The 26,626-nt window shown below is 44.1% G+C and carries 19 protein-coding genes; 4 read left to right on the top strand and 15 right to left on the bottom strand.

The window, feature by feature from the left end; all coding sequences use genetic code 11:
* Position 1: 1 nt before the first annotated feature.
* From C2M32_RS00420 to C2M32_RS00410, 3 genes are all read right to left on the bottom strand, one after another.
* On the bottom strand, positions 2-349 hold the full coding sequence (locus tag C2M32_RS00420) for a hypothetical protein (RefSeq protein ID WP_105166589.1): 348 nt from the start codon (positions 347-349) through the stop codon (positions 2-4).
* Positions 350-883: 534 nt separating this feature from the next.
* Positions 884-3,592, bottom strand: a complete 2,709-nt coding sequence (locus C2M32_RS00415; protein ID WP_199886092.1) for a CHASE domain-containing protein — start codon at positions 3,590-3,592, stop codon at positions 884-886.
* Positions 3,593-3,752: 160 nt separating this feature from the next.
* A complete protein-coding gene (locus C2M32_RS00410; protein WP_105166588.1) occupies positions 3,753-4,742 on the bottom strand; it encodes a substrate-binding domain-containing protein in 990 nt (329 codons plus the stop codon).
* A 243-nt stretch (positions 4,743-4,985) separates the two neighbouring features.
* Here C2M32_RS00410 and C2M32_RS00405 point away from each other — a divergent pair, with 243 nt between their 5' ends.
* The gene (locus C2M32_RS00405) at positions 4,986-6,041 is read left to right on the top strand and encodes a hypothetical protein (protein WP_105166587.1); all 1,056 of its coding nucleotides are present in this window, start codon (positions 4,986-4,988) and stop codon (positions 6,039-6,041) included.
* Positions 6,042-6,147: 106 nt separating this feature from the next.
* On the opposite strand, the gene C2M32_RS20705 is transcribed toward C2M32_RS00405, so the two are convergent.
* Positions 6,148-6,471: a hypothetical protein gene (locus tag C2M32_RS20705; RefSeq protein ID WP_234401187.1), complete on the bottom strand. Its 324-nt coding sequence runs from the start codon at positions 6,469-6,471 to the stop codon at positions 6,148-6,150.
* A gap of 459 nt (positions 6,472-6,930) precedes the next feature.
* Here C2M32_RS20705 and C2M32_RS00395 point away from each other — a divergent pair, with 459 nt between their 5' ends.
* On the top strand, positions 6,931-7,905 hold the full coding sequence (locus C2M32_RS00395; protein WP_105166585.1) for a transposase: 975 nt from the start codon (positions 6,931-6,933) through the stop codon (positions 7,903-7,905).
* Positions 7,906-8,413: 508 nt separating this feature from the next.
* On the opposite strand, the gene C2M32_RS00390 is transcribed toward C2M32_RS00395, so the two are convergent.
* The 4 genes from C2M32_RS00390 to C2M32_RS00375 form a co-directional block, all read right to left on the bottom strand.
* Positions 8,414-8,656, bottom strand: a complete 243-nt coding sequence (locus C2M32_RS00390; RefSeq protein ID WP_105166584.1) for a hypothetical protein — start codon at positions 8,654-8,656, stop codon at positions 8,414-8,416.
* A 183-nt stretch (positions 8,657-8,839) separates the two neighbouring features.
* Complete coding sequence (gene glmS / locus C2M32_RS00385) at positions 8,840-10,660, bottom strand: glutamine--fructose-6-phosphate transaminase (isomerizing) (protein WP_105166583.1); 1,821 nt, start codon at positions 10,658-10,660, stop codon at positions 8,840-8,842.
* Between the two features lie 79 nt (positions 10,661-10,739).
* The gene (locus C2M32_RS00380) at positions 10,740-11,507 is read right to left on the bottom strand and encodes a DeoR/GlpR family DNA-binding transcription regulator (RefSeq protein WP_105166582.1); all 768 of its coding nucleotides are present in this window, start codon (positions 11,505-11,507) and stop codon (positions 10,740-10,742) included.
* 285 nt (positions 11,508-11,792) lie between these two features.
* Entirely contained in the window at positions 11,793-12,089 is a 297-nt protein-coding gene (locus C2M32_RS00375; protein ID WP_105166581.1) for a DUF6482 family protein, read from the bottom strand.
* A gap of 179 nt (positions 12,090-12,268) precedes the next feature.
* On the opposite strand from C2M32_RS00375, the gene C2M32_RS00370 reads away from it, so the two are divergent.
* Both C2M32_RS00370 and C2M32_RS00365 read left to right on the top strand, forming a co-directional pair.
* The gene (locus tag C2M32_RS00370; RefSeq protein ID WP_105166580.1) at positions 12,269-13,555 is read left to right on the top strand and encodes a beta-ketoacyl-[acyl-carrier-protein] synthase family protein; all 1,287 of its coding nucleotides are present in this window, start codon (positions 12,269-12,271) and stop codon (positions 13,553-13,555) included.
* Positions 13,556-13,856: 301 nt separating this feature from the next.
* Complete coding sequence (locus tag C2M32_RS00365; RefSeq protein WP_442792688.1) at positions 13,857-15,137, top strand: LysM peptidoglycan-binding domain-containing protein; 1,281 nt, start codon at positions 13,857-13,859, stop codon at positions 15,135-15,137.
* Between the two features lie 54 nt (positions 15,138-15,191).
* Here C2M32_RS00365 and C2M32_RS00360 read toward each other — a convergent pair whose 3' ends face one another.
* The 7 genes from C2M32_RS00360 to C2M32_RS00330 form a co-directional block, all read right to left on the bottom strand.
* Positions 15,192-15,716 (bottom strand): hypothetical protein, encoded by a 525-nt coding sequence (locus C2M32_RS00360; RefSeq protein ID WP_199886091.1) that lies wholly within the window; start codon positions 15,714-15,716, stop codon positions 15,192-15,194.
* Positions 15,717-15,842: 126 nt separating this feature from the next.
* Positions 15,843-19,025, bottom strand: coding sequence for a lantibiotic dehydratase (locus C2M32_RS00355; RefSeq protein ID WP_105166579.1), 3,183 nt, complete (start codon positions 19,023-19,025; stop codon positions 15,843-15,845).
* A 10-nt stretch (positions 19,026-19,035) separates the two neighbouring features.
* Positions 19,036-20,244: a lanthionine synthetase C family protein gene (locus C2M32_RS00350; protein ID WP_105166578.1), complete on the bottom strand. Its 1,209-nt coding sequence runs from the start codon at positions 20,242-20,244 to the stop codon at positions 19,036-19,038.
* Between the two features lie 45 nt (positions 20,245-20,289).
* On the bottom strand, positions 20,290-22,413 hold the full coding sequence (locus tag C2M32_RS00345; protein WP_105166577.1) for a peptidase domain-containing ABC transporter: 2,124 nt from the start codon (positions 22,411-22,413) through the stop codon (positions 20,290-20,292).
* A gap of 31 nt (positions 22,414-22,444) precedes the next feature.
* The gene (locus C2M32_RS00340) at positions 22,445-23,689 is read right to left on the bottom strand and encodes an HlyD family secretion protein (RefSeq protein ID WP_105166576.1); all 1,245 of its coding nucleotides are present in this window, start codon (positions 23,687-23,689) and stop codon (positions 22,445-22,447) included.
* Positions 23,690-23,888: 199 nt separating this feature from the next.
* Entirely contained in the window at positions 23,889-25,250 is a 1,362-nt protein-coding gene (glmU, locus tag C2M32_RS00335; RefSeq protein ID WP_105166575.1) for a bifunctional UDP-N-acetylglucosamine diphosphorylase/glucosamine-1-phosphate N-acetyltransferase GlmU, read from the bottom strand.
* A gap of 290 nt (positions 25,251-25,540) precedes the next feature.
* Positions 25,541-26,212: a helix-turn-helix transcriptional regulator gene (locus C2M32_RS00330; protein ID WP_234401186.1), complete on the bottom strand. Its 672-nt coding sequence runs from the start codon at positions 26,210-26,212 to the stop codon at positions 25,541-25,543.
* Between the last annotated feature and the right edge of the window lie 414 nt (positions 26,213-26,626).

Here is a 26,626-nt window from a genome sequence, read left to right as displayed (position 1 = left end):
GCTATTTAACAACTTTTAAATAACTAGGTGCTTCATCAGGGCGAAGTGGCACCTTAGTACCGTGAGCTAAAGTTTCTGCCCGTAGCGCACTCACTTGATTAAATACCGTTTTAACGCCGTAATATTGATCCATGTCCTTATCACCTTCCAATAAATCGCCTAGTTCAAGCATTAGGTAATAAGCTGTATTTTGAATTTTTTCAGGCACTTGCTCCTCAGGCTCTCCCTTGATAAAGAAACTTCGAAGCCAAAACTCAGCACGATTGCAGCCATGTCCTTGCACAATCATGCCCACAGCTAATGCCATGGCAATCATCATTAACACAATAAAAATTAGTATGGGTTGCATCCTGTTGCTTCCTCCACATAGATAAAATGGTGCGATACGTCATTAAGCCTGTTGGGTTATCTAAAAACCCTGTCATGCATGCGGGTGCAGTGTATTAGCAACTACACATTGCGTGGCACAATTGTTTTCACAGCCTAAAAACGACACGAGTGAATATGGGTTTGCATTTGTAGTTCTTTGTATAAACCCAATGTATTTACCTCGAAAAAATATGAACATTCGAGTTTCTATACAAGCGCTGTTTATATTATCAGTAATATTTCACACGGTAGGGCTATGATCACTAGCCACATTGAACATCCATAGGATAAATATCATGACTTGCCCCACTTTGGTGCTAGCAGGCACGCTGTACCGACTGATAAATCACAGAAATGTTAATTAACATATAAAAATATGTCAATGTGAAATACGCAGGCACCATACCACTTTTCACCTTAAAAAAGCACCTTAAGTACTTGGAAATAAGATAATAAATCAGCCTAAGTACACATGTAGTTGCTGCGTATTAGGCTTTAGCAGCATCTAAGGCATTCAGCTCGCTTTGCCATCACGTCTTGCCAACAGCTCACCGACTTGAAACAACAACTCATTTTGTTCCACGGGTTTTGCCACATAACCATCAAAACCCACCTGTTCATATAAGCGCTTATCTTCTTCATAGGCATTGGCTGTAAGCGCAATAATCGGTAACTCAGGGGCTAATTGCTTGATCTGCTTGCAAGCTTCAACACCATCCATGTGTGGCATTTGAATATCCATTAGGATCAGACTTGGTGTGTGTGCTTTAACCGCTTCGACCGCTTCAAGACCATTATTGACCAACGTGACCCGCGCTTTGGTTGAAGCTAACATGGCTTTCACAACAACCTGATTAATATCGTTATCTTCGGCTACCAGTATATCAACACCTGCTAGGTCTAAAATGGGCATCTCTAAAGGCGCTGTGGCTGGCTTTTGATGTGATTTTTGCAAAGGTAGAGTGACATTAAATACACTGCCCTTGTTTGGTTCGCTTTGCACATCAATGCTACCATGCATCATGCTCACCAAAGAGTGAGTAATCGCCAACCCTAGGCCCGTGCCGCCATATTTACGAGTGGTTGATTTATCGGCCTGTTCAAACCGTTGGAACAGACGGCTTTTCTCTGCCTCATTCATGCCAATGCCACTGTCTATGACATGAAATACCAAATGTTCGCTTTGTGGCAACTCACGGATCAATACCTCAACTTGTCCTTCGGAGGTAAATTTAATCGCATTAGATACAAGGTTTAGCAAAATCTGGCGTACACGCACCTCATCACCCAACCAATAATCGCTCAGCACATCGATATCAAATCTTATACTAATACCCTTTGCAACTGCGGTCACCGATAACTCGGATTTAAGGTTTTCAACTAGCCGCATAAGGCTAAATGGCTGCTCTTCGAGCGTCAGCTTGCCAGCTTCTATCTTGGAAAAATCTAAAATATCATTAATGATAGTGCGCAATGCTTTAACTGAATAAATTCCTTTTTCTAGCAGTTCTTGTCCCTGAGCACGCAAAGGCTCTGCTTTTAATAACTGTAACGTACCGTACAGCCCGTTCATGGGAGTTCTGATCTCATGGCTCATGTTTGCCAAAAACTCAGATTTTGCATTAGTGGCTTGCTCCGCGAGTTCTTTGGCTTCAGAAAGCGCTCGCTCGTGATTCAGTTGTTCCGTCAAATCATAAGCAATGCCTAAAAATCCAAACACTTGCTGCTGTTCATCGGTCAAAGCGGTAATACTCAACCTAACTTGAATATGCTCACCACGCTTGGTGATATAGGTCCAGCGGTTGGTATCAATCACTCCCGTTCTAGCTTTGGCAACAAAGCACTCAAAGCCAGGAGCAATGTCCACCCCCAACTCTTTGCTGAGCACGCGGCCATGCTCTATAACCTCACTTTCCAAATGAAATACCGCAGGGCTCGCCTGACCCACGAGCTCACTCGCCTGATAGCCTAATAGCCGCTCGGCTGCTGGGTTAAACAAGGTAATAACGCCTTGCTCGTCGGTGGCGATAATGGCATAGCTGGCTGAGGTTAAAATACTTTGTTGAAGCATATTAATTTCACTGGCCTGCTTAGTGCGCAGTGCAACCTCTTGCTCTAAATGAATATTGGCTTGTTCCAGCGCGACGCCTTTGGCCTTTGCCGCTTCCAAACGCTGTTGTTTAAGCTGACGTTTTTTGAGTAACACCGATTGAATACTAAACGCCAGAATAGCCAACAAGAATGACAAGCCAATCACCCAAATAGCGGATTGTAGCGGGCGTTTTAACTCAAGCCCGTAAATAAACGCAGGTGTTGCACTTAGAGACACTTGCCATTGGCGACCAAACAATGCCAAACGCTTGTTCTGGCTATACTCACTCAGTTGATGGTTATTATCCCCGTGAGTGAAAAAAACAATGCCGTCATCTGGCGTCACATCGGCAATGTGCATGACAATATCGTCACTTAACGAACGCATGGACGAGAGAATTTCATCAATTAAAATTGGCGCATAACTCCATCCCACAACATGCTTCAATCGCTCACTTGCTTTGAATGACACATCTGAGCGATATATCGCCATTAAAATCAAAAAGCCCTGCTGCGCTTTATTATTGGCTTGAACCAAAGTGATGGGCGCTGTTAATCGAGGTTCATCACTCATCGCAGCCTCTAAAGCAGCTCGCCGACGCATCGACTCCGAACCAATATCCAAACCTACGGCACTGGCATTGCGTCGCTCTGGTTCAATAAATTGAATGATAAAACGGTTTTTATTATGAGGGGTAAGCTGTTTGACTTGGAAGGATTTGTCTGGCCGTTGTTGCTTTGCTTGCTCGACAAACTCAGCTTGTTCATGCGGCTCCACTAAACGAATTACACCAATCCCTCTAGCTCCTGGAAACTCTCTGGTGAAATCTCTAGCACTCATGTAACGCTGCATCGCAGCGTAATCAAACTTGTTCTCTCCCGTTGCTGAAACCGCGCCCCTCAAACCAATAATACCGTATTGATATAATGCAACGCGCTGCTGAACACCCTCGGTAATTTGCTCTAGCCGAAGATGTAACGCCTGATGTATTTTTTGCTGGCGTAAAGACTGTTGCTCCTCAAACTGTACCTTGCCGTAAAACAGTCCAATTATCATGATTAAGATGGGTAAAATCATCACCTTAAATAGTGAGACAGGCTCTCCTGCGGCTTGCTTAACGGCGTTTTCCATCTTGATGATTTCTCTGTGAGCCACACTGTGGCATTTGCTTATCGAAAGACTGGTCGAAATTAGATTGAGTATAGAATCAACATATCACAATGCCAAACCAAATCACTGACTACACACCTAGAGCTTCACACTTAAGTATCAGCACAAGCAAAAATGCCCATCAATGATTTGTGGTACAGGTTGTCGCATTAGCCTGGTGGCAATAATGATAATCTAGAAAATATTGAGACTGACTCGGCGCTTTTGCTTTTGTGATCACGTCAAAAAGTAAACTCGCGCCCAGTTTTCCCATTGCAAATGGGTTTTGACCAATATTTTCGGTGGACAACCCTTTCGCTAAGGCCTGTAATTGCACATTTTCTGTATCAGCAGACACGATGGTCAATGTGCCATTGGCTATCTGCTCTTTGAACGGTGTCAGTGCTTCAATATAATCGCTGTTGAACTGTGCAAACCCCGCCACCGCCAGAAATATAGGAGGTTTAGGCTGTTTAATAATATTGAGTAACTGGCTCAACGCATCCTCTCTGCGCCCCATGGTATAAAGTGGGCAACGCTCATATTCACGCCACCCATGAGTGGCTGATAGCCGCTGCTGATCATTGCCAAATAGCGCATGCCTTACACCACGAATACGCTCATTTAGGTTAGGAGTTGTTTGATGACCCGATTGAATACACACCGCTTGCAATGGCTCTGTTTTATATTTTTTGGCCACCTCTGCCAATGCTTTACCAAAGTCAAAGTTATTGGTGCCGACATAGGCCAGTCGATATGCGTGATGCTGAGTCAATAAATCAGAGTCAAAGGTGATCACTGGGATGCCCTTTTCTTTGGCTTCTTTGAGCGCGCCTTCAACCAAATAAGTTGAGTCGGTAGTGGAAATCAATAAACCGTCAATCTCTTGCTCAACCAGTTCTTTTACGATTAAAACCTGAGTGCGCACATCTTGATAATCATCTGCGCCTTCATAAATACATGTCAGGTTTTTATGTTGTTTGGCAAACGCCTGACAGCCATGAAAAGACTGCTCATAAAACGTATCGTTTTTAGTTTTACCCACTACCGCAATTTTTATTTGAGCCACTGCGTTAAACGCGAGGCCCAGCACAGCTAACATAGCCAGCTTTACTTGTTTTTGTTTTATCATGGATTTAACACTTGCCGCACAACCAATAAAGCAACAGCAATACTTTGGTTAACAAAACATTACTATAACCCAAACATCTAGTTAATAAAGTGATTATTGCGATAAGCACGCGTTTTTCATCTAAAGAATACTTCACCCCTATAAATTCGCGCAAAAATCAAACAGCTTTTTTATTTTATGCTTAACTTATTGTTAACTATGATTTTCTAACTCATATCAACCACAATCAAAGGAATGTATATAATGCACCGCTATTTACTATACCCCCTATTTTGCTTGTTACTCTTAAGTAACGTGTGTACCGCCGCCCCCCAGCTTTCAGGGAGCCTGCCTGAGAAACGACATAAGGAAAAGGATGAACAATCTCCCCCACAGGAGTCGTTTTTCAGAAATATTCAGCCCTTTGAGGGAACCGAAATATACGTAGACTATGGTCGGGGCAATGATTTAGATGGTGCTTTGGATGTGCAATACAGTTTTAAATATGTTTTTGGCAGAGATATGAACTTCGAAAAAGAAGGCGACTTCGACTGGAATGCGGCCTTCTCTTTCTCGGGAGAGTTTGATTTTTATCTCGGCACTCGCAACTCAGGACCCGTTGTGGGTCGGCGCTACAACCCTGGGCTACAACTAGCGTGGGGCACCGTTAAACGTGATGGTGTTATAGAGTGGCGCCTATCGTTAGAACACGAATCTAACGGACAAACAACCGACTCTCTGCCGACCTTACTGAGCATTGCCAGAGACAATAAAGCTGAATATGCACAGGATCACCCAGACATAGACAACTATTATTACCTACAAATGGCAACAGAAACGGTTAGTCGTGGCAGTGATTTTTTAGCAGTCGGCGGTGTATATCGTGTCAACTTAAACAATGTAGCGTATCAAGATTGCCACTCAAAGCTCTCTTGCTTTGACATTCATCTAAAGTTTAGAAAGGTACTAGGCGATCCTGAAGATGAGGTGTTTTGGGATGTCACCAAACGACTCGACCAACTAGAAGATTACCAAGGCACCGACATTACTTTTGTCAGCCAATTTTCAATTGAGGACAGAATATTTAAGCTATTGGGTGGCCCAAGTACGCTATCACTAAGATATCGCTCGGGAGAAATTTGGGGCGGCGACATGGGTACGAATAACACCTTTGATTTGAGTTTTACCTCACACCTACACGTAACCAGTGAAGTTCAGCTACCCATTATTTTTTCGTACCATGCCGGTTACCTAGAAGAGCTGTATAAGTACTCCGAAAAAGCCCATTACCTAAGAGTGGGACTTGCGTTGAATTTTTAGCGTAACAGTAAGGCCATGACCATAATGCTCACCAAATATGGCACTCTTCATTCCTTTTTGGAGCTCAGAGTGCCATTTATACGAAGTGATTGAGACTCTCTGTCTGTCATTTCACAAGTTCGATAAACTCACTGCGACGCCATATAACAGCGGCAATAATAGCCAGTGGCAATATAACAAATGCTCCTATTGTTTCTAATAAAGCGCTATCTCTATATAAAAACATTAAGGTGACAGCTGGAATGGTCATTAGAGTGAAAATACGGTACATCGGCCCAGACTCTGTTCGATATACCAACGCAGTTTTGCAATCTGGACAGTTGAATGTTTTACCATCAACTCTGTCTATTGGAGCACTAACTTTAGATATCGGGAACTTCCACCCGCAAGCCGGACACCGTCTCGAACGTTCAAGTTTTTTATTAGTCATCGTCTTGTCTCTCATAAAAGGCAGGCATATCAAATATCGATGCCTGCCCGCTTTTTGAAAATGTTAAATAGATGGCTGCTGCTTACTCGCTCCAACCGCCTCCTACACCGACATTAGGAGTACCAAACAATGCCTTCCAACGTACCTTAATATGGACAGTCACTCATGTACCTTAATACCTTAATATGGACTACCTTAATACCTTAATACCTTAATATGGACAGTCACTCAAACTTGAAACCTTGAGTGCCTTGTCTAAGCTTTTAATTCTTCAAAATCAAACCAATTCTAAGTTCAAGGAGTGAACGATGGGATTAGCAAGGAAATACCTTAATATAAATACCTTAATATGGACAAATACCTTAATATGGACAGTCACTCAAACTTGAAACCTTGAGTGCTTTGCCTAAGCTTTTAATACTTCAAAATCAACTCAATTCTAAGTTCAAGGAGTGAACGATGGGATTAGCAAGGAAACGGCAAATCAGTTTGTCGGATACGCCTTATTATCACTGTGTGTCACGCTGTGTTCGTCGAGCATTTTTGTGCGGTGAAGATAAACTCACGGGCAAATCGTACGAGCATCGTCGCGGCTGGGTAGAGCAGCGCCTGCTGTTCTTAGCGAAGGTGTTTTGCATCGATGTGTGTGCCTATGCGGTCATGAGTAATCACACCCATGTAGTGCTGTATGTAGATGCTAAAAAAGCTCAGAGGTTGAGTGATAAAGCAATGTTACTACGCTGGCACAAGATGTTTAAAGGCTCAAAGCTTACGCTCATGTACTTAAATGGAGAACGCTTAGATGAAGGTCAGCGCCTCCTTTTAGACAAAGAGATAAAAGAGTATCGGAATAGACTCTCAAGCATCAGTTGGTTTATGCGTGTCCTTAATGAAAACATCGCTCGTAGGGCGAATAAAGAAGATAAGTGCACGGGTCATTTTTGGGAAGGGCGGTTTAAAAGCCAAGCGCTATTAGATGAAGCGGCTTTGATGGCCTGTATGGCTTATGTAGATTTAAACCCTGTTCGAGCAAAGATAGCAAAAACACCCGAAGGGTCAGCCCATACCAGCATAAAACTGCGCTGTGAACATACTAAAGCAGGTAAACAACCAAAACAGCTTGCACGCTTTGTGGGCAGCCCCAGAAAACATATGCCAAAGGGTTTACCATTCGAACTTAAGTCTTATTTAGAGCTTGTTGAACTCACGGGTAAATGTATTCGCACAGACAAACGTGGCTACATAGCGCAACACGAAACGCCCATCCTGCAACGATTAAGCATTCAAGCCCACAACTGGATAAAACTCACCACGCAATTTGAGAGGGTGTTTCATGGCGCAGTCGGTAAAACACATAATCTTGACGAGTACTGCGCGCGACAACAATATAAACGACGGCGATGTATCAAAATTAGCGAAGTGTTATTTACCTGAGAACCAACTAACAATTATCGCACCCAACGTAATATGCTGTAACAGGCAGGCCTCATTGCGCTTAAAATATTGGGTAATTTGTGAAAAATCATTCTGTTGAAATAATCACTACTCAATAACGGGGTATTTTTGGTTACATGGTTCACCAAATGACGTGAGCTGGCTAGGAAAAGGCTTAATTCGCGTGTTTTATCTCTATTTTTAAAGTACTATTTTTAAAGTGACTGTCCTGTTTAGTTGATAAAATCATCGGTGATTTATATAAGTGCTGGTTTTTCTTCAATGAAGAAACTAATACGTACTGGCTTTCCATAGATAGACATGAAAAAGCGCAAATTGAGCTTTCAGATTTTAACGGGTCTGACATTCTCAAAATAGAGAAGCAATTCATAATAAAAGCAAATTGGTGTTTTAACGATTTAGAATTCCTTCTTAATTTCTAGTAAGTTAAAGATACATAACAGAAATGACGAAAAGCCGATCAAAGGTCGGCTTATCTCTATTTGAATTAGCTTAGCTCCCAAGGTAAGTCTCTACGACCGTTCACAGGCTTTAATATTCCTGAATATCTTAGTCGCTGGGCGGCCCACCTTAAATCGTACTGCCACGTATAAAGCAAATCACCCGATAATCTGAGCTCTTTTTCGTAGGACTCCCATACATACCGTGCAACATCTTTTGGCCATCCTGAACCACCTCTTGATTGTAGGCATTCAATGATCCAACCTTTCATGTCCTCTCTAGTAACCATAACTTTCCTTTACGCTTAGATAAATCGATCACAACTCTAAAGTATAATTACAGAGTTATCTCCATTATCAAGCCCTCGGCCAAGCTATTTTAGTATGAAACTTTATTGTTTGGGATGATACTTTATTGTTTGGGGTGAAACTTTATTGTTCACCCACAAAAAAAGGCGCTTTCGCGCCTTTTCTTATTCAACCGTTACTGATTTAGCTAGGTTTCTTGGTTGGTCTACATCGGTGCCTTTGATCACGGCTACGTAGTATGAAAGTAGCTGTAGTGGGATTGTATATACAACTGGCGCTAGGATGTCTTCTACGTGATTTACGTTAATCACGCGCATGGTTTCATCAGACTCAAAGTGTGAGTCTTTATCTGCGAATACGTAGATGATACCGCCACGGGCGCGTACTTCTTCCACGTTTGATTTCAGCTTTTCAAGTAGCTCGTTGTTTGGTGCTACCACGATGATTGGCATGTCTGCGTCAATCAATGCCAGTGGGCCGTGTTTTAACTCGCCCGCAGCGTAGGCTTCTGCGTGAATATATGAAATTTCTTTCAGCTTCAACGCGCCTTCCATTGCGATTGGGTATTGTGAGCCACGACCTAAAAACAATGAATGGTGCTTATCGGCAAACTCTTCTGCCAAGTCTTCGATGCTGCCCGCTAGTGAAAGAGCTTCTTCCAGTTTGTTTGGCAGCGTTTTTATGGCATTAACAATGACGCTTTGTTCTAGGCCTTTTTCTTGCGCAATCGACGCAGTTAGCATCAATAACCCCACAAGTTGTGTGGTGAACGCCTTAGTTGAGGCAACGCCAATTTCAGCGCCCGCTTTGGTCATAAACGCCAAGTCTGATTCACGGACCAGTGATGAACCCGGTACGTTACAAATTGTCATCGATGCCATGTAACCTTGCTCTTTAGCAAGGCGCAGTGCCGCTAGGGTATCTGCCGTTTCACCAGATTGAGAAATTGTTACCAACAGGCTATTTTCATGAACAAATGATTGGCGGTAACGGAATTCAGAAGCGATTTCCACGTTACAACTTACGCCAGCAAACTGTTCCAACCAATAACGTGCCACCATGCCTGAATGATAAGAGGTACCACAGGCGATGATCTGCACATGTTTTACATCTTTGAAGATCTGCTGTGCGCTGTCACCAAAGGCACCCACAGCTACACGATCGTTGTCTAGGCGACCTTCCAGCGTATTTCGCACCGCAAGTGGTTGCTCATAAATCTCTTTTAGCATGTAGTGGCGGTATTCGCCCTTACCTGAGTTGTCTTGGGTGATGTTAGACTCAACCACTTCACGCTCAACTAATTCGCCGTTGAGATCGTAAATTTCTACGCTGTCACGGGTAATACGCGCAACATCGCCTTCTTCTAAGAAGATAAAGCTGCGAGTAACAGGTAACAGAGCTAACTGATCAGAGGCAATGAAGTTTTCACCAAAGCCTAGGCCAATGACCAGCGGGCTGCCTGAGCGCGCAACAATCATTTCTTGATCGTTGTTTTTATCAAAAACCACCGTGCCATACGCACCTTCAAGCTGCTTAACTGCGGCCTTTACCGCATCAAGTAGACTATCGTGCTGTTGGCGAAGTTGATGAATTAGGTGCACCATGACTTCGGTATCGGTATCTGACAAAAACTCGTATCCATCACCTTTTAAGGCATCGCGCAGTGGCGCGTGGTTTTCGATAATACCGTTATGTACTAGCGCGATTTCGCTATTTGAGATGTGTGGGTGCGCGTTGCTTTCTGTCACGCCACCGTGTGTTGCCCAGCGCGTGTGTGCAATCCCTGTAGAGCCTTTCACATTGGCTTTTTCGAGCGCTTGTTCAAGGTTAACCACCTTGCCCACAGCTTTCACCGTGTTTAACGTGTTGTTGAGGCTCAATGCCACGCCAGCCGAGTCATAGCCTCGGTACTCTAGGCGCTTTAGGCCCTCAACTAAAATCTTATTTACTGGGCGCTCTGCTACCGCCCCTACAATCCCACACATAGTTGCTCCATTTTGCACGTTGGTGTTGTCATATTAATCTTGCTATACAAGGTGTTGTCGTACTTGCATAACGCTGTATTTATAAAGCTGCACAAATAACCGTCACGCCACTTTGTGCAATGGCCTGACGTTTGTCGTCGGCTAGATTTTCGTCTGTGATCAAGGTTGTAACTTGTTGCCATGGCAACTCAAGGTTAGGAATTTTTCGTCCTACTTTGTCAGACTCAACCATGACTATCACTTCTCTGGCCGCCTGTGCCATTAGTTGACTCAGGCCCACCAGCTCGTTAAAGGTTGTGGTGCCGCGCGCTACGTCTATGCCATCGGCACCAATAAACAACTGATCAAAATCATAAGAACGTAGCACCTGCTCTGCAACCTGCCCCTGAAACGACTCAGAATGCGGATCCCATGTTCCTCCGGTCATCAATAATGTCGGTTCGTTCTCCAATGATAGAAGTCGATTGGCAATATTCATGGCATTGGTCATCACCACAAGTCCACGCTTGTTAGATAACTCGGGGATCATGGCTGCGGTAGTGCGGCCACTGTCAATGATGATGCGGTTATGATCTTTAATCAGCTTAGCGGCGGCCTTAGCAATCGCGGTTTTACGACGTGAATCTTGTTCACCATTGGCGCTGCCCACGATCTCCTGCGGCAAGGCCACTGCGCCGCCGTAGCGGCGTAATAATAAACCACTCTTTTCTAACGCGGTTAAATCCTTTCGAATCGTAACTTCTGAAGTTTCAAATTCAGCAGCTAATGCTTCAACGCTCACTTCACCCTCTTCATTAACTCGACTAAGGATAGTATGGCGGCGCTGTTGGGTATTTCGTTTAGTCATGAACCGTTCAGAAAAGTTTCGTTTCGTAATTTAGGCGTAGTTTAAACGAAACTTATTGATGTTGACAACTGCAAATTAAGGTTTCTTTTGCGTGACCCATAACCTGTTGCAGCTTAGTGTTTAAAATTAGCTTTCGGTGGGTAAATATGTGCTTATTTTTCAATAGGTCTGGTTACTTGGGCTTGGTGCGTACCATGGCGTATTTAGTTGCCAGCTATGGCGCTTACGCTGATGTGCGAAGCAGCCATAGCAGATGAAAAGTCCCTGTTGTGAGCCGTTATAGGCTTAATGCACAAGATGTAGCTTGGTTTTTACGCTACCGACAGATTCTGACGCAACCATCTCATCGTAAGCGCTTTGCATTTCGAAAGTAACGGCGGTTACCCCCAAATTGGCCAATGCCACCTCGGCTTCACGCAATGAATTAAAGGTCTGTGTTTCTCCTCGCTTATTGGTCAGTAGATGATAGTTTCCGTGTATATCAACGCCACCCGCTAAATAATGGTTAGCATCCGCATAGCTCAGAATAACGGGATCTAGCATGAACTGGCTCAATTGTGCTTTTAATTCACTTTCTAACATAAATCACCCATACATTTTTTGTTCTGGACTTAATTAAACGTATGACGTTGCCTTTTCGCTCACATTCGCATAAAAAATTCACCGACCGCAGTGTCATGATTTTGCAACGGCACATGCTTAGTATTGCTGAGCAATATTCGCGTCTCAAGCACGACGCAATTTAATTGAAAAGGATAAACATGAGAAGAATCGTTGTTACAGGTATTGGTGCCATCTCACCCATAGGCGATAGCGCGCACACCAGCTTTGAAAATTTACTGCAAGGCAAGCACGGCATACGACCAATTGAGCACTTTGATCCGGTGCAATTTGCCTGCAAAACAACCTTTGCTGCTCAAATTAGTTCACAGTTAGATGCGCATACACTGGCACCATTTAAGCATATGGACGACAGCGCCCGCACTAAGCTACTCAAAAAAATGGACCGCCACCAAATGTTCGCCATGATAGCCGCCGCAGAAGCAATTCATGAAGCAGGGCTTGATAACCTTACCAATGAGAGATTGCAGCACCGCATAGGGGTTAACTTTGCAACGGGCGTAGGTGGCTTAAACAGTTTGGAACTGTGCGCGGCCAAAGCAGCCAGCGGTAAAAAGCAGTCTCCTTTTGGAAATTTAATGTTCTTGCCTAATCTTGCTGCTGGATATGTTGCTAGCCACTGGAATTTCGGCGGACCAAACAACGCGCACTGCACAGCCTGTGCGGCGAGCGCACATTCAATGATTGATGCCTGTAATGCCATTAAAAGTGGTGAAGCTGACATTATCGTCGCAGGAGGCGCTGAAGCTTCTGTCACACCAGTTGGCATCGCCACATTTAACGCACAAAATGCGCTGTCGACCAGAAATGCAGATCCCATGACGGCCTCTCGTCCATTCACCCGCGACAGAGACGGTTTTGTGATGGGCGAAGGCGCTGCATGCTTGGTGCTGGAAGAGTACGATCATGCCATCACTCGTGGGGCAAAAATATATTGTGAGATTGTCGGTTTTGGTAGAACCAGCGACGGCTACACCGGACAAGCCCTCAGCGCCCCTCATCCACAAGGCTCTGGAGCACAGCGAGCAATGCAAAATGCGCTCAATATGGCGGGCCTTAACACACAAGATGTTCAGTACATCAACACCCATAGCACCAGCACCGCAGCCGATAGTATCGAAGTATTAGCCATAAAAAATACCTTCTCTGACCACGCCGCGCGCATTGCTGTGTCTGGCACCAAGTCACAAACAGGACACTTGCTAGGGGCTGCCGCAGCCATTGAGGCAGTCTTTACGGTCCTAGCGTTAAAGCATCAAACGCTGCCATTTACCCTGAATCTAACATCAGATAATGTCGACCCTGATTGTCAGGGTGTTGACCTTGTTATGCAATCGGCACGGCAAGTTGAGGTTAATGTGGCACTGTCCAATTCATTTGGTTTTGGTGGCACTAATGCGTCTATTGCCTTTAAGACGCTCGACTAGCACGCTGAGTTGGCATGCTTATCTGGCGATAGTACTGTGGCCTGCCCGCAGGCCAAGTGCACACCGCTGACTATGTGTCGCAGGTCCCCACTCTCAGCACCTTGCGCTTGTGGTGTTCAATTCACACCGTGTTTATCATAGGAACATCGGAATATGATTGTAAGCATTCACTTACCGTTCATTACCTGCAATAAAAGAACTCGATTCATATCATATTAATCCCATCATTTTACATTAGGCAAACTTTACACCTACCGATCCTCTTGTTTACAATCGGTACAAATAACGCAGAGACTACTTCATGATGTATGTATTTCGCTTCACACTTTTATGTTTGCTGCCGCTGATGAGCGCCTGCACCACAACTCCAACGTCTACTAAACCACCATCACTGTCAAAGACGACCACCGCTAACGTGACCTCCAACACCGCTGACAAAAAAACGGTCACCGTACAACATTCAAGCATTGACGAGCAGAGCGATGATGTATGGCAGCGTATTCGTTCACAGTTAACCTTTGCCCCTTCAGCGCATGAAAGCGTACAGGCGCGTGTTGATTGGTATTTGTCACATCCCAACTACATGCATGTGATAAGCGACAGAGCCAAACCATTTCTGTTATATGTTGTAGAACAGGTTGAACGTCGGGGGCTCCCCATAGAGCTGGCCTTAATGCCTTTAATTGAAAGCGATTTTGACACCACCGCCTATTCTCACAAGCACGCTTCAGGTCTTTGGCAACTCACACCTCTAATTGCCAAACATTACGGCGTAAAAATTACCCCTTGGTATGACGGTCGACAAGATATTGTCGATGCCACCAATGCCGCGCTAGATTTTTTGAGCTACTTACATAAGCGCTTTGATGGCAATTGGTATCATGCCATTGCGGCTTACAACACCGGAGAAGGACGCGTAGCCCAAGCCATTAAGCATAATCAACAGCGTGGTAAATCAACTCACTTTTTTGATTTACCTTTGCCCAAACAGACTCGTCACTACGTGCCCAAACTACTGGCAGCTGCCCAACTGCTGCGTAGCCAGCAAATGGAATTTCCAAAGATCCCCAACCATACAGCAATTGCGGTTTTACCCTTAACCCAAGGCGTGATCCTAAATACAGACAAAGCTTGGCGTACACTTCAAACCCTTAACCCAGGCTACACTCGCTTCCCAGCCTTGTTGGATGGACCAGAACACATCGTCGTGCCTGCCTTACAGGCTGACCAATGGCAAGACTATGTGGCCAAACTGCCCGCCATGCCAAGCAAACAGTGGCAACATTACTCTATCAAAAAAGGGGATAGTTTAAGCGTCATTGCGCAGCGTCATGCATTGACGGTCTCTCAGCTTAAAACGTTTAATCAATTGAAAAGTAACAATATAAAGATTGGAGACACGTTACTGCTGCCCATTTTAGCAGATCAGCAAGTGGACTATACAGTGCGCACTGGCGACAGCCTATGGCGTATTGCCAAACACTTCAACATCAGTGTGAATGAAATTAAAAAGTGGAATGCGCTATCAAAAGATGTGTTACAGGTTGGCGATACACTTAAGTTATTTTTATCAAAAACTTAAATTTAATCACTTGTGTATACAAGCTAGTCGATGTGATCACAACGACTAGCTACCTTAATGAAATTTAACCGCTTTACTAGATCTGGTATAGCGGCGCTTTTCTGGATGTGTCCACGTACCGTGTTTTAAGTACTGAGTAGACACCTCCATCTGACCATCAACAAAGCGGCTGGTAGACTTCACTTGCGTAATACCATCCTGATTCCCAGCCACATCTTCGTAGGCGACAAAACTGCCGTCATCTTGCACCTCCATGGTGCCTTGAGTGTAAAAGCCAGCGGTGGTGAAGTAAAAAAACACCACCTTTTGTTTACTTTTATCCCAAAAAATCAGAGATTCGCCACCGTACATACCCTCATTGATGGAATGTAAAGTACGCACGGCCGTGCCATTTAAAGCTCGTTCCCAATGGCTAACATCCTGCATGGCAGGTTTACCGCCAGCAACAGGAAAATCTGCCTGCCAAGTTCCTAAGTATGGCTCAAATATTTTCAGTTCAGAAACCAATGATTTCGCTGCCGACACGCCATAACTGTGTAGTAATAAAAAACCTAAAATCAATAATTTAAATGTTTTCATCTGACACTCTTAGATAACTTCTCAGTAGCCTGAAGCCTTTGAGCTTAGTTATTCATATCCATTTGAGCAAACTTATATACGTCACTAAGCGGCGCGCTAACACCGCTCGACAGCGATGTGATTGCTTTACTGTTGTTTATTCGCTGAAAAATATTTGCGGCGCAGCAAGTCGTGGATCACCAGTTCTTGTTCACGCCCATAGGCTTTAAACATGCGGTTATTATGCATATGCAGTAACGAACCTAGTAAGGAATCGCGGCTACAGTTTAAAGCGCCTTGTGCAAGCAAGGCATTCAGCTTGGCAACCACAGGAGCGGCTTGCGTCTGCCATTGAGTCAGTAAACTAAACAGCGCGTTTTGTACTTCATCATGTGCAGAGGGTACCTGCTGATTGAACTGCGCAAAGTCACTGTCCAAGGTTGCTTGATAATCTCGATAGCGATTACCTAATTGTTTTCTCAAGGTATTGCTTTCACTAAACTCTCGACCAAAGCCATCTCTCAAGCGACTGATTAAAGCCAAACGCGCTTCATCATCATATTCAAACAAAGTCAGCAATCTGTCTGTGTATAGCAGCGCCACACGCCATCTAAGCTGTTCATCATACTCATCTAACAACGCACAAGTCTTGGCGATTAAAATACTGTCATACATAAACAGCGACTCAACCAGTGCCATGGACTCTGGTCCGCCATAGCGTTCAACTTCCCGCTCATAGGTCATCAGTTCAACTTTGTGTAGTTCACCGCTTTCAATCATGGGGTCTAGCAATTGGTTTAATAGCGGGAGTAACTGACCACATAGTATCTCTGGCTCGCCATGAAAACGCAGACGAAGGTGCCAATCAGGATCGCCGTAGCGAATGAAGAACCACTTTTCAAACAACGCGTGCTGCTCTTCAATCAGTGGCTGTAAACGCTCGCTAAGTAGTTGTTCTAAAACAGAGTTACCAGAGTATATCTTTAAACTTAGCCACTCAGATCCAGCACTAAATCGGCGCTTGATAGGCGTAGCGGTAATGTTGGCGATTGGATTATCGCTAGAATGCCTGTGTACCGAGGCATTGTCGTTAAAAAATGGCACAACAAGCTCATTGTTGTAATGGTGGCCTTGTGCATCAACCACTCTGGATTGATAGTGGCTGCTCAGCACTTCTTTGAGCTCGATATGGGATTGTCCTTTCGTTTCAGACAGCAAAATTGATAACATATCAGCATTGCGCAGGTTCAGCTGTAACACGTTGTCAGCAATCGCGTAGCTGACCTCAGCATCGAGCTGGTACTTGGTCATTAGCGCGTCTAGCTTATCGCTATCAAGTTGCCCTTTTCGGTAAACCGCTTCGAGCGCTTCTCTTGGAATACGCCACGTTTTCTCATTTAAAATCAGATTATCGAGCATAATGCGCGGCACAAACGCACTACGCTCAGTGCTCGAAGGCATACGGAAATTGGGAGCTCGCCCTGATTGATGTTGCAGCATACATAAAAACTTGTAAGCACTTAGACTACGCGCTGAATAATTGTGGGCACAAGATAAACGTGGCACCACCTGTTTATTGAGTCGTTTGCTCCAAAGTTTGACTTGCAGTCCTTCAACCCAAACATGTAAATCTGATAGCGGTATTTGGTACTCATCAGCCAAACTACTATCAGCCATAAATACAATTTCATACTCTCGCAAGTGTGGCCTTGCAACCACATTGCCGGGGCGTCCTTCTGGCATGTGAACCACCTCAGCAAAAATAACCTCACTTGAGTGGGCCTGCTCTTTTTGCAGCTCCGCTCGCACATTGTTTTTTAGTGATTCATCGAGGTGACAAAAACGTCCAAGTAAATTAGCAGACGAAGGCCCAGTACAACCGCTAAGTTTCACAATAGGATGCTGTTTATCATCTTGATAAAGGCTGATCATAGCTGCAAATGAACTTGGGAATTTATGTACCACATCCTGATTGGTTACTTTTGCTTTTAGTTCTTTGCTCTTTAACACGATACAGTCTCGAGCTCTATTTTCGGGCAAGCTAATCGCTTCATCAATGATGGTATCCATTGCGCAAGCATTGCTACTACCGCTTGCTTGCTGCTGCGATTTTTTCCCTAACATGAGACCAGCTATGAGCGGCGATTCGTAGCCAGTTTCATCCGATATGCCAATGCCAGACTCGTCATCTAAAATCACATCCAACGGCACAAACTGGCCCTCAAAACGTGCATTGAACTGATTAATAAAGTTATTCAATGTTGACGTTTTTGAGTCAGCGCTGAGCCCAGCTATCAATTCCAACTGCTTTCTCAAACGGCTCATTTCCATTTCGCTCAACTGGCATTGTGCAAAGTCTCGATATACATCCGATTGAAACAGTTTGTTTTCCTGAACTTTAATTGGCAATTGCTCTAAATGCGCGAGAATTTGTTTATATGGCGCTATTTCACCACTTCTTTGCGCGTCTAATTGCTCAATTTGCGTTAACGCGGTCGCAAGATGATCCGCAGTATGGAGCTCATTAATCGCTTGCAACGACTTCAATAAAGCCGAGTCAGGAGACTCCCCTGTCAGCGGTAAAGGTATATCGGCCTGGAGCACGCCTTCGTCGATTAAATCTTGGATGTATGATTCAACATCCGCTCTGTCAGCCTCTGGATATTGATGGTGAAATGCCTCAACCAATGCATTAAAGCTCTTACCCGTTTTCGCTATCGATAGTGCAAACTTAAAGTATTCATCACTGTCTACGGCACTCAAGCGATATTGCATCGTATCGTCAGAGATATAACTCTCGATATAACGGCATTGCTCCGCAACAAAATAATGCGAAGAGTTTGGTTTATAAGTTAAATGTTCTGAGCGAGAGGCATGTTTAATAAAGTGTTCTTTTAAAGCCGAAAGGTAAAACATGTCTAGTCGCGTGTTGCGCTTATCAGCACTATACGGACCACTGATAATACTCGTATTATCTGATATTTGCCCTTGATGTACGCCTGAAAACAAGCCAAATGGTGTCGCCCGAGAACACATCCGTATCATATATTTTAGCAACGCCTGAGCGACTTTTTTACCCTGTTTAGAGTCAGGCTTATTCCGCCACAGCTCAATGCGCTCAAGTAACGAAGGACTGGCCAAATAAAGCGCTTCCATTACCCCAGGCATTGCAAGCCAGTCGTTAAGAATGGCGTTGTTATCGGCATCACTGGCACCAAATGCGTGCAAGTATTCAGTCGCTAGACGCGGCGTGCGTATCACAAAAAAAGGAGCACATTGAATGGGTTTAATAACCGCTTTTGATTGCTTAGAATTATTATTATTATTCATTCTCTATTCCTTATGCCATTAGCATACTGTCAATCCAGCTAAGATCGTCATTCAGCGCACCGAGCAGGCACAATCCAATACCTGAATAGCCCGTCAATAGACTGAAATCTTCTTCATAGCTCTTACTTAGCCCACTAAAGAAATAAAACGCTTCAAGTCCTTGTTGCTCAAATTGCTCTAACGCGTGATCAAGCCAAGTCGTCACCACTGCTTCAAGCTGAGGATGTGGCATTAACTGGTTTAACGCTTGGTAAATAGTCATAATTCCCAAATAGCCATGACATAGTCCAGCGTCTTTCACATAACCGGTTGTCACATCACGAGGGGTATTTTTTAGGGCAACCTTGAGTGCTTGCTCAACATAGTTGGGACTACCCAGCGCATGACCCGCGCGCGCTAAAACCACTGCAATGGTTAAATCTCCATAACACCAACCTAAACGCGAAGCTTCATGTGGCTGGCTAGCACAAGAGCTAAAACAAGACAGACTGTCAGCGTTTTCAATTTGCTGCGCTAATAACCAATCACAGGCGCCCTGCACAAGCTCCGTTACTTGTGACTTTAAAGCTGGGATCTCTAGTGCGGGTAATAGTGCTGCGATAATACCCGGTACACCATGCGCAAGACCAAGGTTGAACTCAGGCTCATCTAGACAGTCTTGATCTAACCGATAAACTGACTTGCTGGGTTGTGACCAAGTAATATGGCCGTTTTCCAATCGACTGGCTGTACTTTCAAAGCCCTGTACGATGACGCTATATAATGCTTGCTGATCACTGTAACGCAAACGTCTTGCTGCATAGGGAGCATAACCGGCTAAGCCTAAAACGTACTCAATCTCACCACGCCAAGGGGTATGATCCAAGGCGTTCGCGAATAAAGCATCAACATCTTCCAATAGGTCGGCGTCATAATCGTCTTGATTCGCCTGATTGAGGTACTCCAACAACCACGCCTGTCCGGCAAGGCCTGTACTTAACTCCAAGCTTTGCGCTTCCAGCCCCTCTTGTAGCGCATCTAATTTCTGCGCGAACAGCGCTTCATCCACCCAATCAGGGTTGTATTCGTGTGCCTTGTATAGAAACAGCAAATGTCCAGCTAAGCCGCTTAAAAACCCATGATGAGACTCGTTCTTTGCACTAACGAGATTGGCCAATTGGTGAATTATATTTTCTATTTTTTGTTTTTTTTCCAAAGGCATGGAGAGTGTACTTTTCATGCTTATCCTTAAGGTATCCGTTTTATCTTTATGAGCACTTAATTATTATGCTTCTTCTGTATTCGCTTCTTTATACTTGGTTAGCTTTATTTCTCTGTCCGCTGACGCTATCGTTTCTTTACGGTGTGCAATGATCACCCGTGTTATTTTCAAACGAGATACCGCATCATTGATGTCTGATTCAAGGCTGGTGTCCAAATGGCTGGTTGCCTCATCCATAAACAATATTTTGGGATTTTTATATAAGGCTCTGGCCAGAATAATACGCTGTTTCTGTCCCCCTGAGAGACTTGAACCCATATCACCTATTAAGCTGTCATATCCCATTGGCATAGCACTAATATCATCATGAATAGCTGCTAATTCAGCACAATACACCACATGAGCCATATCAATAGGTGTTTCGAAAAATGCGATATTATCTGCCACTGATCCGGACAATAGCTCATCATCTTGCATAACCGCCGCGATTTGTTGACGATATTGACGAGCTCCCAATTGCTCAAGTGGAATACCATCAATCAAGACTTCACCATTTTTAACGGGGATCAGGCCTAGCATAATTTTAAGTAGGGTTGATTTACCACAACCGGATGGCCCAGTGATGGCGACCGATTCGCCGGCGTTAATTTTCAGACTTAGCTCATTGAGTACATTTTTACTGGCATCTGAATACGCAAAGCTGACATTTTTAATCTCTATATTGCCCACTAAGGTATGGCGCTTTACTTGGTCAGGTTGCAATTGCTCTTTGTTGGTCAACGCGATGTCTGCAATTCGGTCAAAATGCAAACCAAGCATTTTAAATTCGATAAACTTCTCGATAAGATTTGCGGTTTTATCCATAAACTGGCGCTTGTAAGCCATAAATGCGAATAGCATACCGGTACTGAAACCGCCTTGAATAACAAGGTTCGCCGCAAGATACACAACCACAATGTTTTCTATGCCAAACAGCGCTCTGTTAACAGCATCATAGCCAATCTGAAAGTTCCCTAAACGAATATTCTGATTAATGGCGTTGGCATAGCGGTTTTGCCACTGACCTTCTCGCTTCACTTCGGAGCCAAATAACTTGATGGTCTGGATCCCTCTTACGGTTTCCATAAAGTTGGAGTTTTCTTCCGCACGAGCCATGATTTCTTGTTCGCTGATGGTGCGAAATGGCTTGTACATGGCTATCCGTACTAAGGCATATAACACCACAGCCACCAGCACCACGGCTGATAGTAAAGGGCTGTAGAAAAAGATCATCGCCAACGTGATCACCGCCATCAAGCCGTCGATTATTGCTTCGATGACGCCTGTGGTCAGCAATTTTTTTACCTGCTGCAACGAGCCAAAACGTGAAACCACATCTCCCATATGGCGGGTCTCGAAGTAACTCAGAGGTAAACGCACAAGATGATGGAACAAGTTGGCACCCAGTTGAATGTTCATTTGATTACCAAAATGCAACAGGGTGAAACCACGCAAAGCATTGGTGGCAATTTCAAATACCATCACTAAAAAGAACCCCACCGCCAGAACGGTTAATAATGAGGTATCTCCCGTGAGCACCACATCGTCAATCACCAATTGAATGTAATATGGCGAGGCTAACGTAAACACTTGTAGTAGCATTGAAAGCACAAATATCAGCGTCAGTGAACGCTTCAAGCCTGTAATGCGACTCCAAAAGTCAGAAAACTTCAGTGACGGCCTAGCTTCTCGTTTTTCAAAGTTCTTGGTTGGTGTCAGCTCTAGCGCAATGCCGGTAAAGTGTTTAGAGGCCTCTTCTAGCGTAAAAGTTTTTTCGCCGGCGGCTGGGTCATGGATCACAATTCGCTTTTCATTGGCCTTTTTGAGTACCACAAAGTGGTTCATATCCCAGTGCAATATGCACGGGGTTTGCAGCGCATCCAGATCGTCTAGTTCAATCCGCAGAGGGCGCGAGGTTAGCTCCAATTTTTCAGCAAAGTGCATGATATCGAGTAACGTCGCACCTTCTAACGAGATGTTAAATCTCTGCCTTAAGGAAATCAGATCACTGTGAAAACCATGATAGGCCGCAACCATCGCTAAACTAGCGAGGCCACATTCAGCCGCCTCTGACTGCAAAATAATGGGCAGTGATTTCCTTGACCAGAACTGTAGCTTAGCCACAGGTGAGTTGTCTTCAATGTGCATGTTAAGCCGCCTTGTTTCTCATGTTTACAGCTTATAGCTGACCTTGAATGCTGAATATTGGATCAAACAACCACCTCAGTAGCGATCGTTCTTCGATGATTATGTCTGCGTCGAGCGTCATACCTGGACGTAACGCTGACGCTTTGCCATAAGCCTGAACTTCTTGATTATCAAGCGCAACCACGACCCGATATGCTGGGGCTGAGATAATGCCTGGGGTATTGGTTTCATCTGGGAAAATAACGCTTTGACTGACTTCAATCACCTTACCGTCATAAACACCGAACTTTTCATATGGGAACGCATGATATCGCAACCGTGTTTTTTGGCCTTCGTTGACAAAACCAAACGCCGATGTCGGTACAAAAATAACGGCTTGCATTTGGCTGTTCTCTGGCAACACAGTAAGAAGGTTCTGTCCTTCCATCACATTCTTACCTACCTTCGCCATTAAACCACTGACAAGACCTGACTTAGGTGCTCTAAGCTCCCCCAAACGCTGCTGTTCAACGGACGACAAGCGAATTTGTAAGTCAGCTTTTTGCGATTGTAATTGGGATAAATGATTACTCTGCTCTAGTGGAAGTTTTTCGAGTTGATTATCGAGTTGCTCAATCTGACTCAATAAAGATAACCGTTCGGACTGAATGCTAGACGCTTGCTGTTTTAAAGACAGTAATGTATCGCGCTGTCTTTGCAACTCCAACTCAGAAATGTAGCCACTACCTTTGAGGGTACTGATCTGTGACACCATGGTTTCATTCAGCTTCAACCGTTCGGCAAACGTTTGAGATTGTTGCTCAAGCTCAGCTAGACGTGCTTTTGCTGTCGCTTTTTGTTGCTCCAGTTCAGTGATTGCCAGCGAATTTTGTCTCTTTTGGTGTAATAATTGCTGTTCCAGACTTTGCAGCTGAAAACTGTACTGATTCAGTAACGCCTGATTCAACTCAACAGCATGTTTACTGTGTTTAGCCGAGGCAATCCGTAAAATGGGGGCACCTTGGGCAACATATTCCCCCTCATTAACCAAAATTTCTGAAATCACACCCGTTTGCGGCGCTTTGAGTCTCAATATCCCCGTGTTGGGTTCTACCACACCACTAACACGTTCTTTGCGCGTATATTTACCTATTGATAGAAAAACAATACTGATCACCACCACTGTGCATATTAAAATGGTCAGTGTTTTGAATAGTGGCGGTTGTACTAACGAAACAGCCCCTTCTAGTCGATGCCGCTTGTGTTCCATGACTTCTTTGCGGAATAAATTTTCCATAACTCTACTTCGGTAATATTATTGTTAATATTTGTTCAATTAAGTTGACAATGTATCACGACAAGTAACAAAAAGGAACTTGACTACGACGTCACCAATTTAACGACATCCGTTGATATATCTAGCGCAGAGCAAAGTTAGGAAGCAACTAAAAGCTTCATGTTGGTGTGCACAAAAACATCATACACACCAATGTCAGTTAGGACTTTTTCACAGGTCTTTGCCAGCCTGATAAATTACGTTGTTTACCACGAGCAATTGCAAGCTGTTCATCAGCAACTGTCGATGTGATGACCGATCCTGCTCCAACGGTCGCTGTGTCACCTATCGTTACAGGTGCCACTAGCGCTGAATTTGAACCAATAAATGCATTGTTACCGATAACTGTTTTTGACTTGTTTACACCATCGTAGTTACAGGTAATCGTGCCAGCACCAATATTTACTTTTTCACCAATGTCGGCATCACCAAGATAGGTAAGGTGGTTCGCTTTCGAGCCCTTACCCAAACGGGTTTTCTTCATCTCAACAAAATTGCCTATGTGCGAATCTTCTTCCATTACAGCTCCTGGGCGCAGTCGTGCAAATGGCCCCAGTGTGCATTTATCTCCAACCTGTGCATCTTCTATCAATGTGTTTGCTTTGATCACCACACCGTTACCAATAACACAGTTTTTAAGCACACAGTTCGGTCCAATCACCACATCATCACCAATTGCTACTGACCCTTCGAAGATCACATTCACATCTATCTGTACATCTTGACCTGTCGTCACAGTACCGCGCACATCTATGCGGCTAGGATCAGCCAAGCTGGCACCGTTTAACATGAGCGACTCTGCTTGCCACGCTTGATAAGCGCGTTCAAGCCCTGCCAGTTGTACACGGTTATTCGCCCCTTCAACTTCCATCGCATCATCTGGTTGAGCTGAGGTGATCTCTACACCGTCATTGTGGGCCATAGCAACGATGTCCGTTAGGTAATATTCACCTTGCGCATTGTCATTTGATAGCGCGTCCAGCCACTTCTTTAGTAGCCGCCCATTTACAGCCATAATTCCAGTATTGATTTCTTTGATATTGAGCTGTTCAGGTGTGGCATCTTTTTGTTCAACAATACCTGTTAGCTTGCCATTTTCACGCAACATGCGCCCATAACCATTTGGATTATCTAAGGTTACAGTCAATACCGACATACCATTTTCTGGTGTCACTGCAAGCAAACGCTCAAGCGTCTCTGTTTTAGTCAGTGGCACATCTCCATACAGAATAAGCACTGTGTCTTGGTCTTCAATATGCTGTTTTGCAACAGCAACGGCATGACCTGTACCGAGTTGCTCTTCCTGTAGCACCCAATTTACTTCATTGTGAGACAAAGCAGTTTGTAGTTGTTCTCTGCCATGTCCATAGACTAAATTGATACTTTTTGAACCTAAGGCCACTGCGTTATCAATAACATGCTGCACCATTGGCTGACCCGCGACAGGGTGGAGCACTTTTGGTAACTTTGAACGCATGCGAGTACCCTTACCCGCGGCTAATATAATTGTAGTGAGTGACATCGAAATAGAATCCCGTATTACGTTTTAAGGGCGCTTTGTACTTTAGCATTTATGCGCATATTCTAACTGAAATTATCCGCATTATGAAAAGTTTCGCATCTAACATACCGACTCTATCTCGCGCTGAGACTGACACCTTACTTTCACTGATGATTCCATCCGCTGCCTTTTGTTTACTGGCAGCACATACAGCGCTTTTCATTCACTTTATTTCTAATTATGGCCGCTCTCACGCGACTTACCTGTGTGTTCTTCAGCTATCGATCACGACACTTAGTGCTCTACTGAGCTTATATCAGGTTTTTAACAAGACATTTTACAATGGCCTGCTGACGGTTAGCACTGTCCGTCTTAACAATACAATTTGATAAATGGAAATTAACGGTTCTCTCAGAGATACCTAGTATTTGGCTTATCTCCCAAGAGGTTTTACCTTCACACGCCCAAACCAAGCAGTCTTTTTCTCGTTTGGTGATGTTTACACTGCCTGTTCTACAACGAATGGCCGCATTTAATAAATACGGTGACAGTATCGTCCAATACCAATCAATCATTTCAATGCTGCCAAACGTTTCTACTGTTTCAGGTATATCAAATATGATCCCACCAGCTATTCCTGCAACACCTCGTAATGGCAACAAATACAGCCCACAACAACTATCTTTATAATCAATAACCTGTGAAAGTGGTTTGATTCTTAACCCGTTCTTACAGTGAAGATAACCGGCGTCGGTATCTAGACACTTGGCAAGATCCCTGTCTATCTCACCAAAATAGTTAAGTTGATATGACTGAGCGGACAGAGGGTTATAATCTAAAACCCCGAGTACGTTATAGCCACACTCTAATGCCTCTTTCTTTAGGATTGAGGTTAAGTCTTGTGTATCACCAGCTTTTTCAAAGTCAGCCATGAGTACATTTATTTTGTTAAAGTTAACAAGCGAGACATTTTCATTTGTCATTTTTAGCTCTTTCATTTTAAACCCCGTTATTTTACTAATTGCGAATTCAATCAAGGAGTGAAATGATTCTGTCCCAATAAAAACATAGCGTCAAATTTGAAAAAATATAAATAAAAGCAAATAAAACAACACCTTAACTTTAATTATTATCTAACATTAAGCTTCTATCTTAATTGATAATAATAGCTTCGAATTATGCAAAAAACGCAAAAGCTTATCTAAATCCTCCCTCCAAACAAGCTGAGCGATATCAGTATTAAAATACGCTGGAAATAAGCCTAACTAGCCCAGTTGCCGGAGACTTTGGTGCTGAGGGAGACTTTGGTGCTGAGGGAGACTTTAGTGCTGAGGGAGACTTTAGTGCTGAGGGAGACTTTAGTGCTGAGGGAGACTTTAGTGCTGAGGGAGACTTTA

Origin of the sequence: Pseudoalteromonas sp. T1lg23B (genome assembly GCF_002964665.1) — a bacterium.
GTDB lineage: Bacteria > Pseudomonadota > Gammaproteobacteria > Enterobacterales > Alteromonadaceae > Pseudoalteromonas.
This window is presented reverse-complemented; position numbering and strand designations above follow the sequence as displayed.

Coding starts and splice junctions, on each gene's coding strand:
- C2M32_RS00420 (WP_105166589.1), bottom strand. CDS start 349: ATGCAACCCATACTAATTTTTATTGTGTTAATGATGATTGCCATGGCA.
- C2M32_RS00415 (WP_199886092.1), bottom strand. CDS start 3,592: ATGGAAAACGCCGTTAAGCAAGCCGCAGGAGAGCCTGTCTCACTATTT.
- C2M32_RS00410 (WP_105166588.1), bottom strand. CDS start 4,742: ATGATAAAACAAAAACAAGTAAAGCTGGCTATGTTAGCTGTGCTGGGC.
- C2M32_RS00405 (WP_105166587.1), top strand. CDS start 4,986: ATGCACCGCTATTTACTATACCCCCTATTTTGCTTGTTACTCTTAAGT.
- C2M32_RS20705 (WP_234401187.1), bottom strand. CDS start 6,471: ATGACTAATAAAAAACTTGAACGTTCGAGACGGTGTCCGGCTTGCGGG.
- C2M32_RS00395 (WP_105166585.1), top strand. CDS start 6,931: ATGGGATTAGCAAGGAAACGGCAAATCAGTTTGTCGGATACGCCTTAT.
- C2M32_RS00390 (WP_105166584.1), bottom strand. CDS start 8,656: ATGGTTACTAGAGAGGACATGAAAGGTTGGATCATTGAATGCCTACAA.
- glmS (WP_105166583.1), bottom strand. CDS start 10,660: ATGTGTGGGATTGTAGGGGCGGTAGCAGAGCGCCCAGTAAATAAGATT.
- C2M32_RS00380 (WP_105166582.1), bottom strand. CDS start 11,507: ATGACTAAACGAAATACCCAACAGCGCCGCCATACTATCCTTAGTCGA.
- C2M32_RS00375 (WP_105166581.1), bottom strand. CDS start 12,089: ATGTTAGAAAGTGAATTAAAAGCACAATTGAGCCAGTTCATGCTAGAT.
- C2M32_RS00370 (WP_105166580.1), top strand. CDS start 12,269: ATGAGAAGAATCGTTGTTACAGGTATTGGTGCCATCTCACCCATAGGC.
- C2M32_RS00365 (WP_442792688.1), top strand. CDS start 13,857: ATGATGTATGTATTTCGCTTCACACTTTTATGTTTGCTGCCGCTGATG.
- C2M32_RS00360 (WP_199886091.1), bottom strand. CDS start 15,716: ATGAAAACATTTAAATTATTGATTTTAGGTTTTTTATTACTACACAGT.
- C2M32_RS00355 (WP_105166579.1), bottom strand. CDS start 19,025: ATGAATAATAATAATAATTCTAAGCAATCAAAAGCGGTTATTAAACCC.
- C2M32_RS00350 (WP_105166578.1), bottom strand. CDS start 20,244: ATGAAAAGTACACTCTCCATGCCTTTGGAAAAAAAACAAAAAATAGAA.
- C2M32_RS00345 (WP_105166577.1), bottom strand. CDS start 22,413: ATGCACATTGAAGACAACTCACCTGTGGCTAAGCTACAGTTCTGGTCA.
- C2M32_RS00340 (WP_105166576.1), bottom strand. CDS start 23,689: ATGGAAAATTTATTCCGCAAAGAAGTCATGGAACACAAGCGGCATCGA.
- glmU (WP_105166575.1), bottom strand. CDS start 25,250: ATGTCACTCACTACAATTATATTAGCCGCGGGTAAGGGTACTCGCATG.
- C2M32_RS00330 (WP_234401186.1), bottom strand. CDS start 26,212: ATGACAAATGAAAATGTCTCGCTTGTTAACTTTAACAAAATAAATGTA.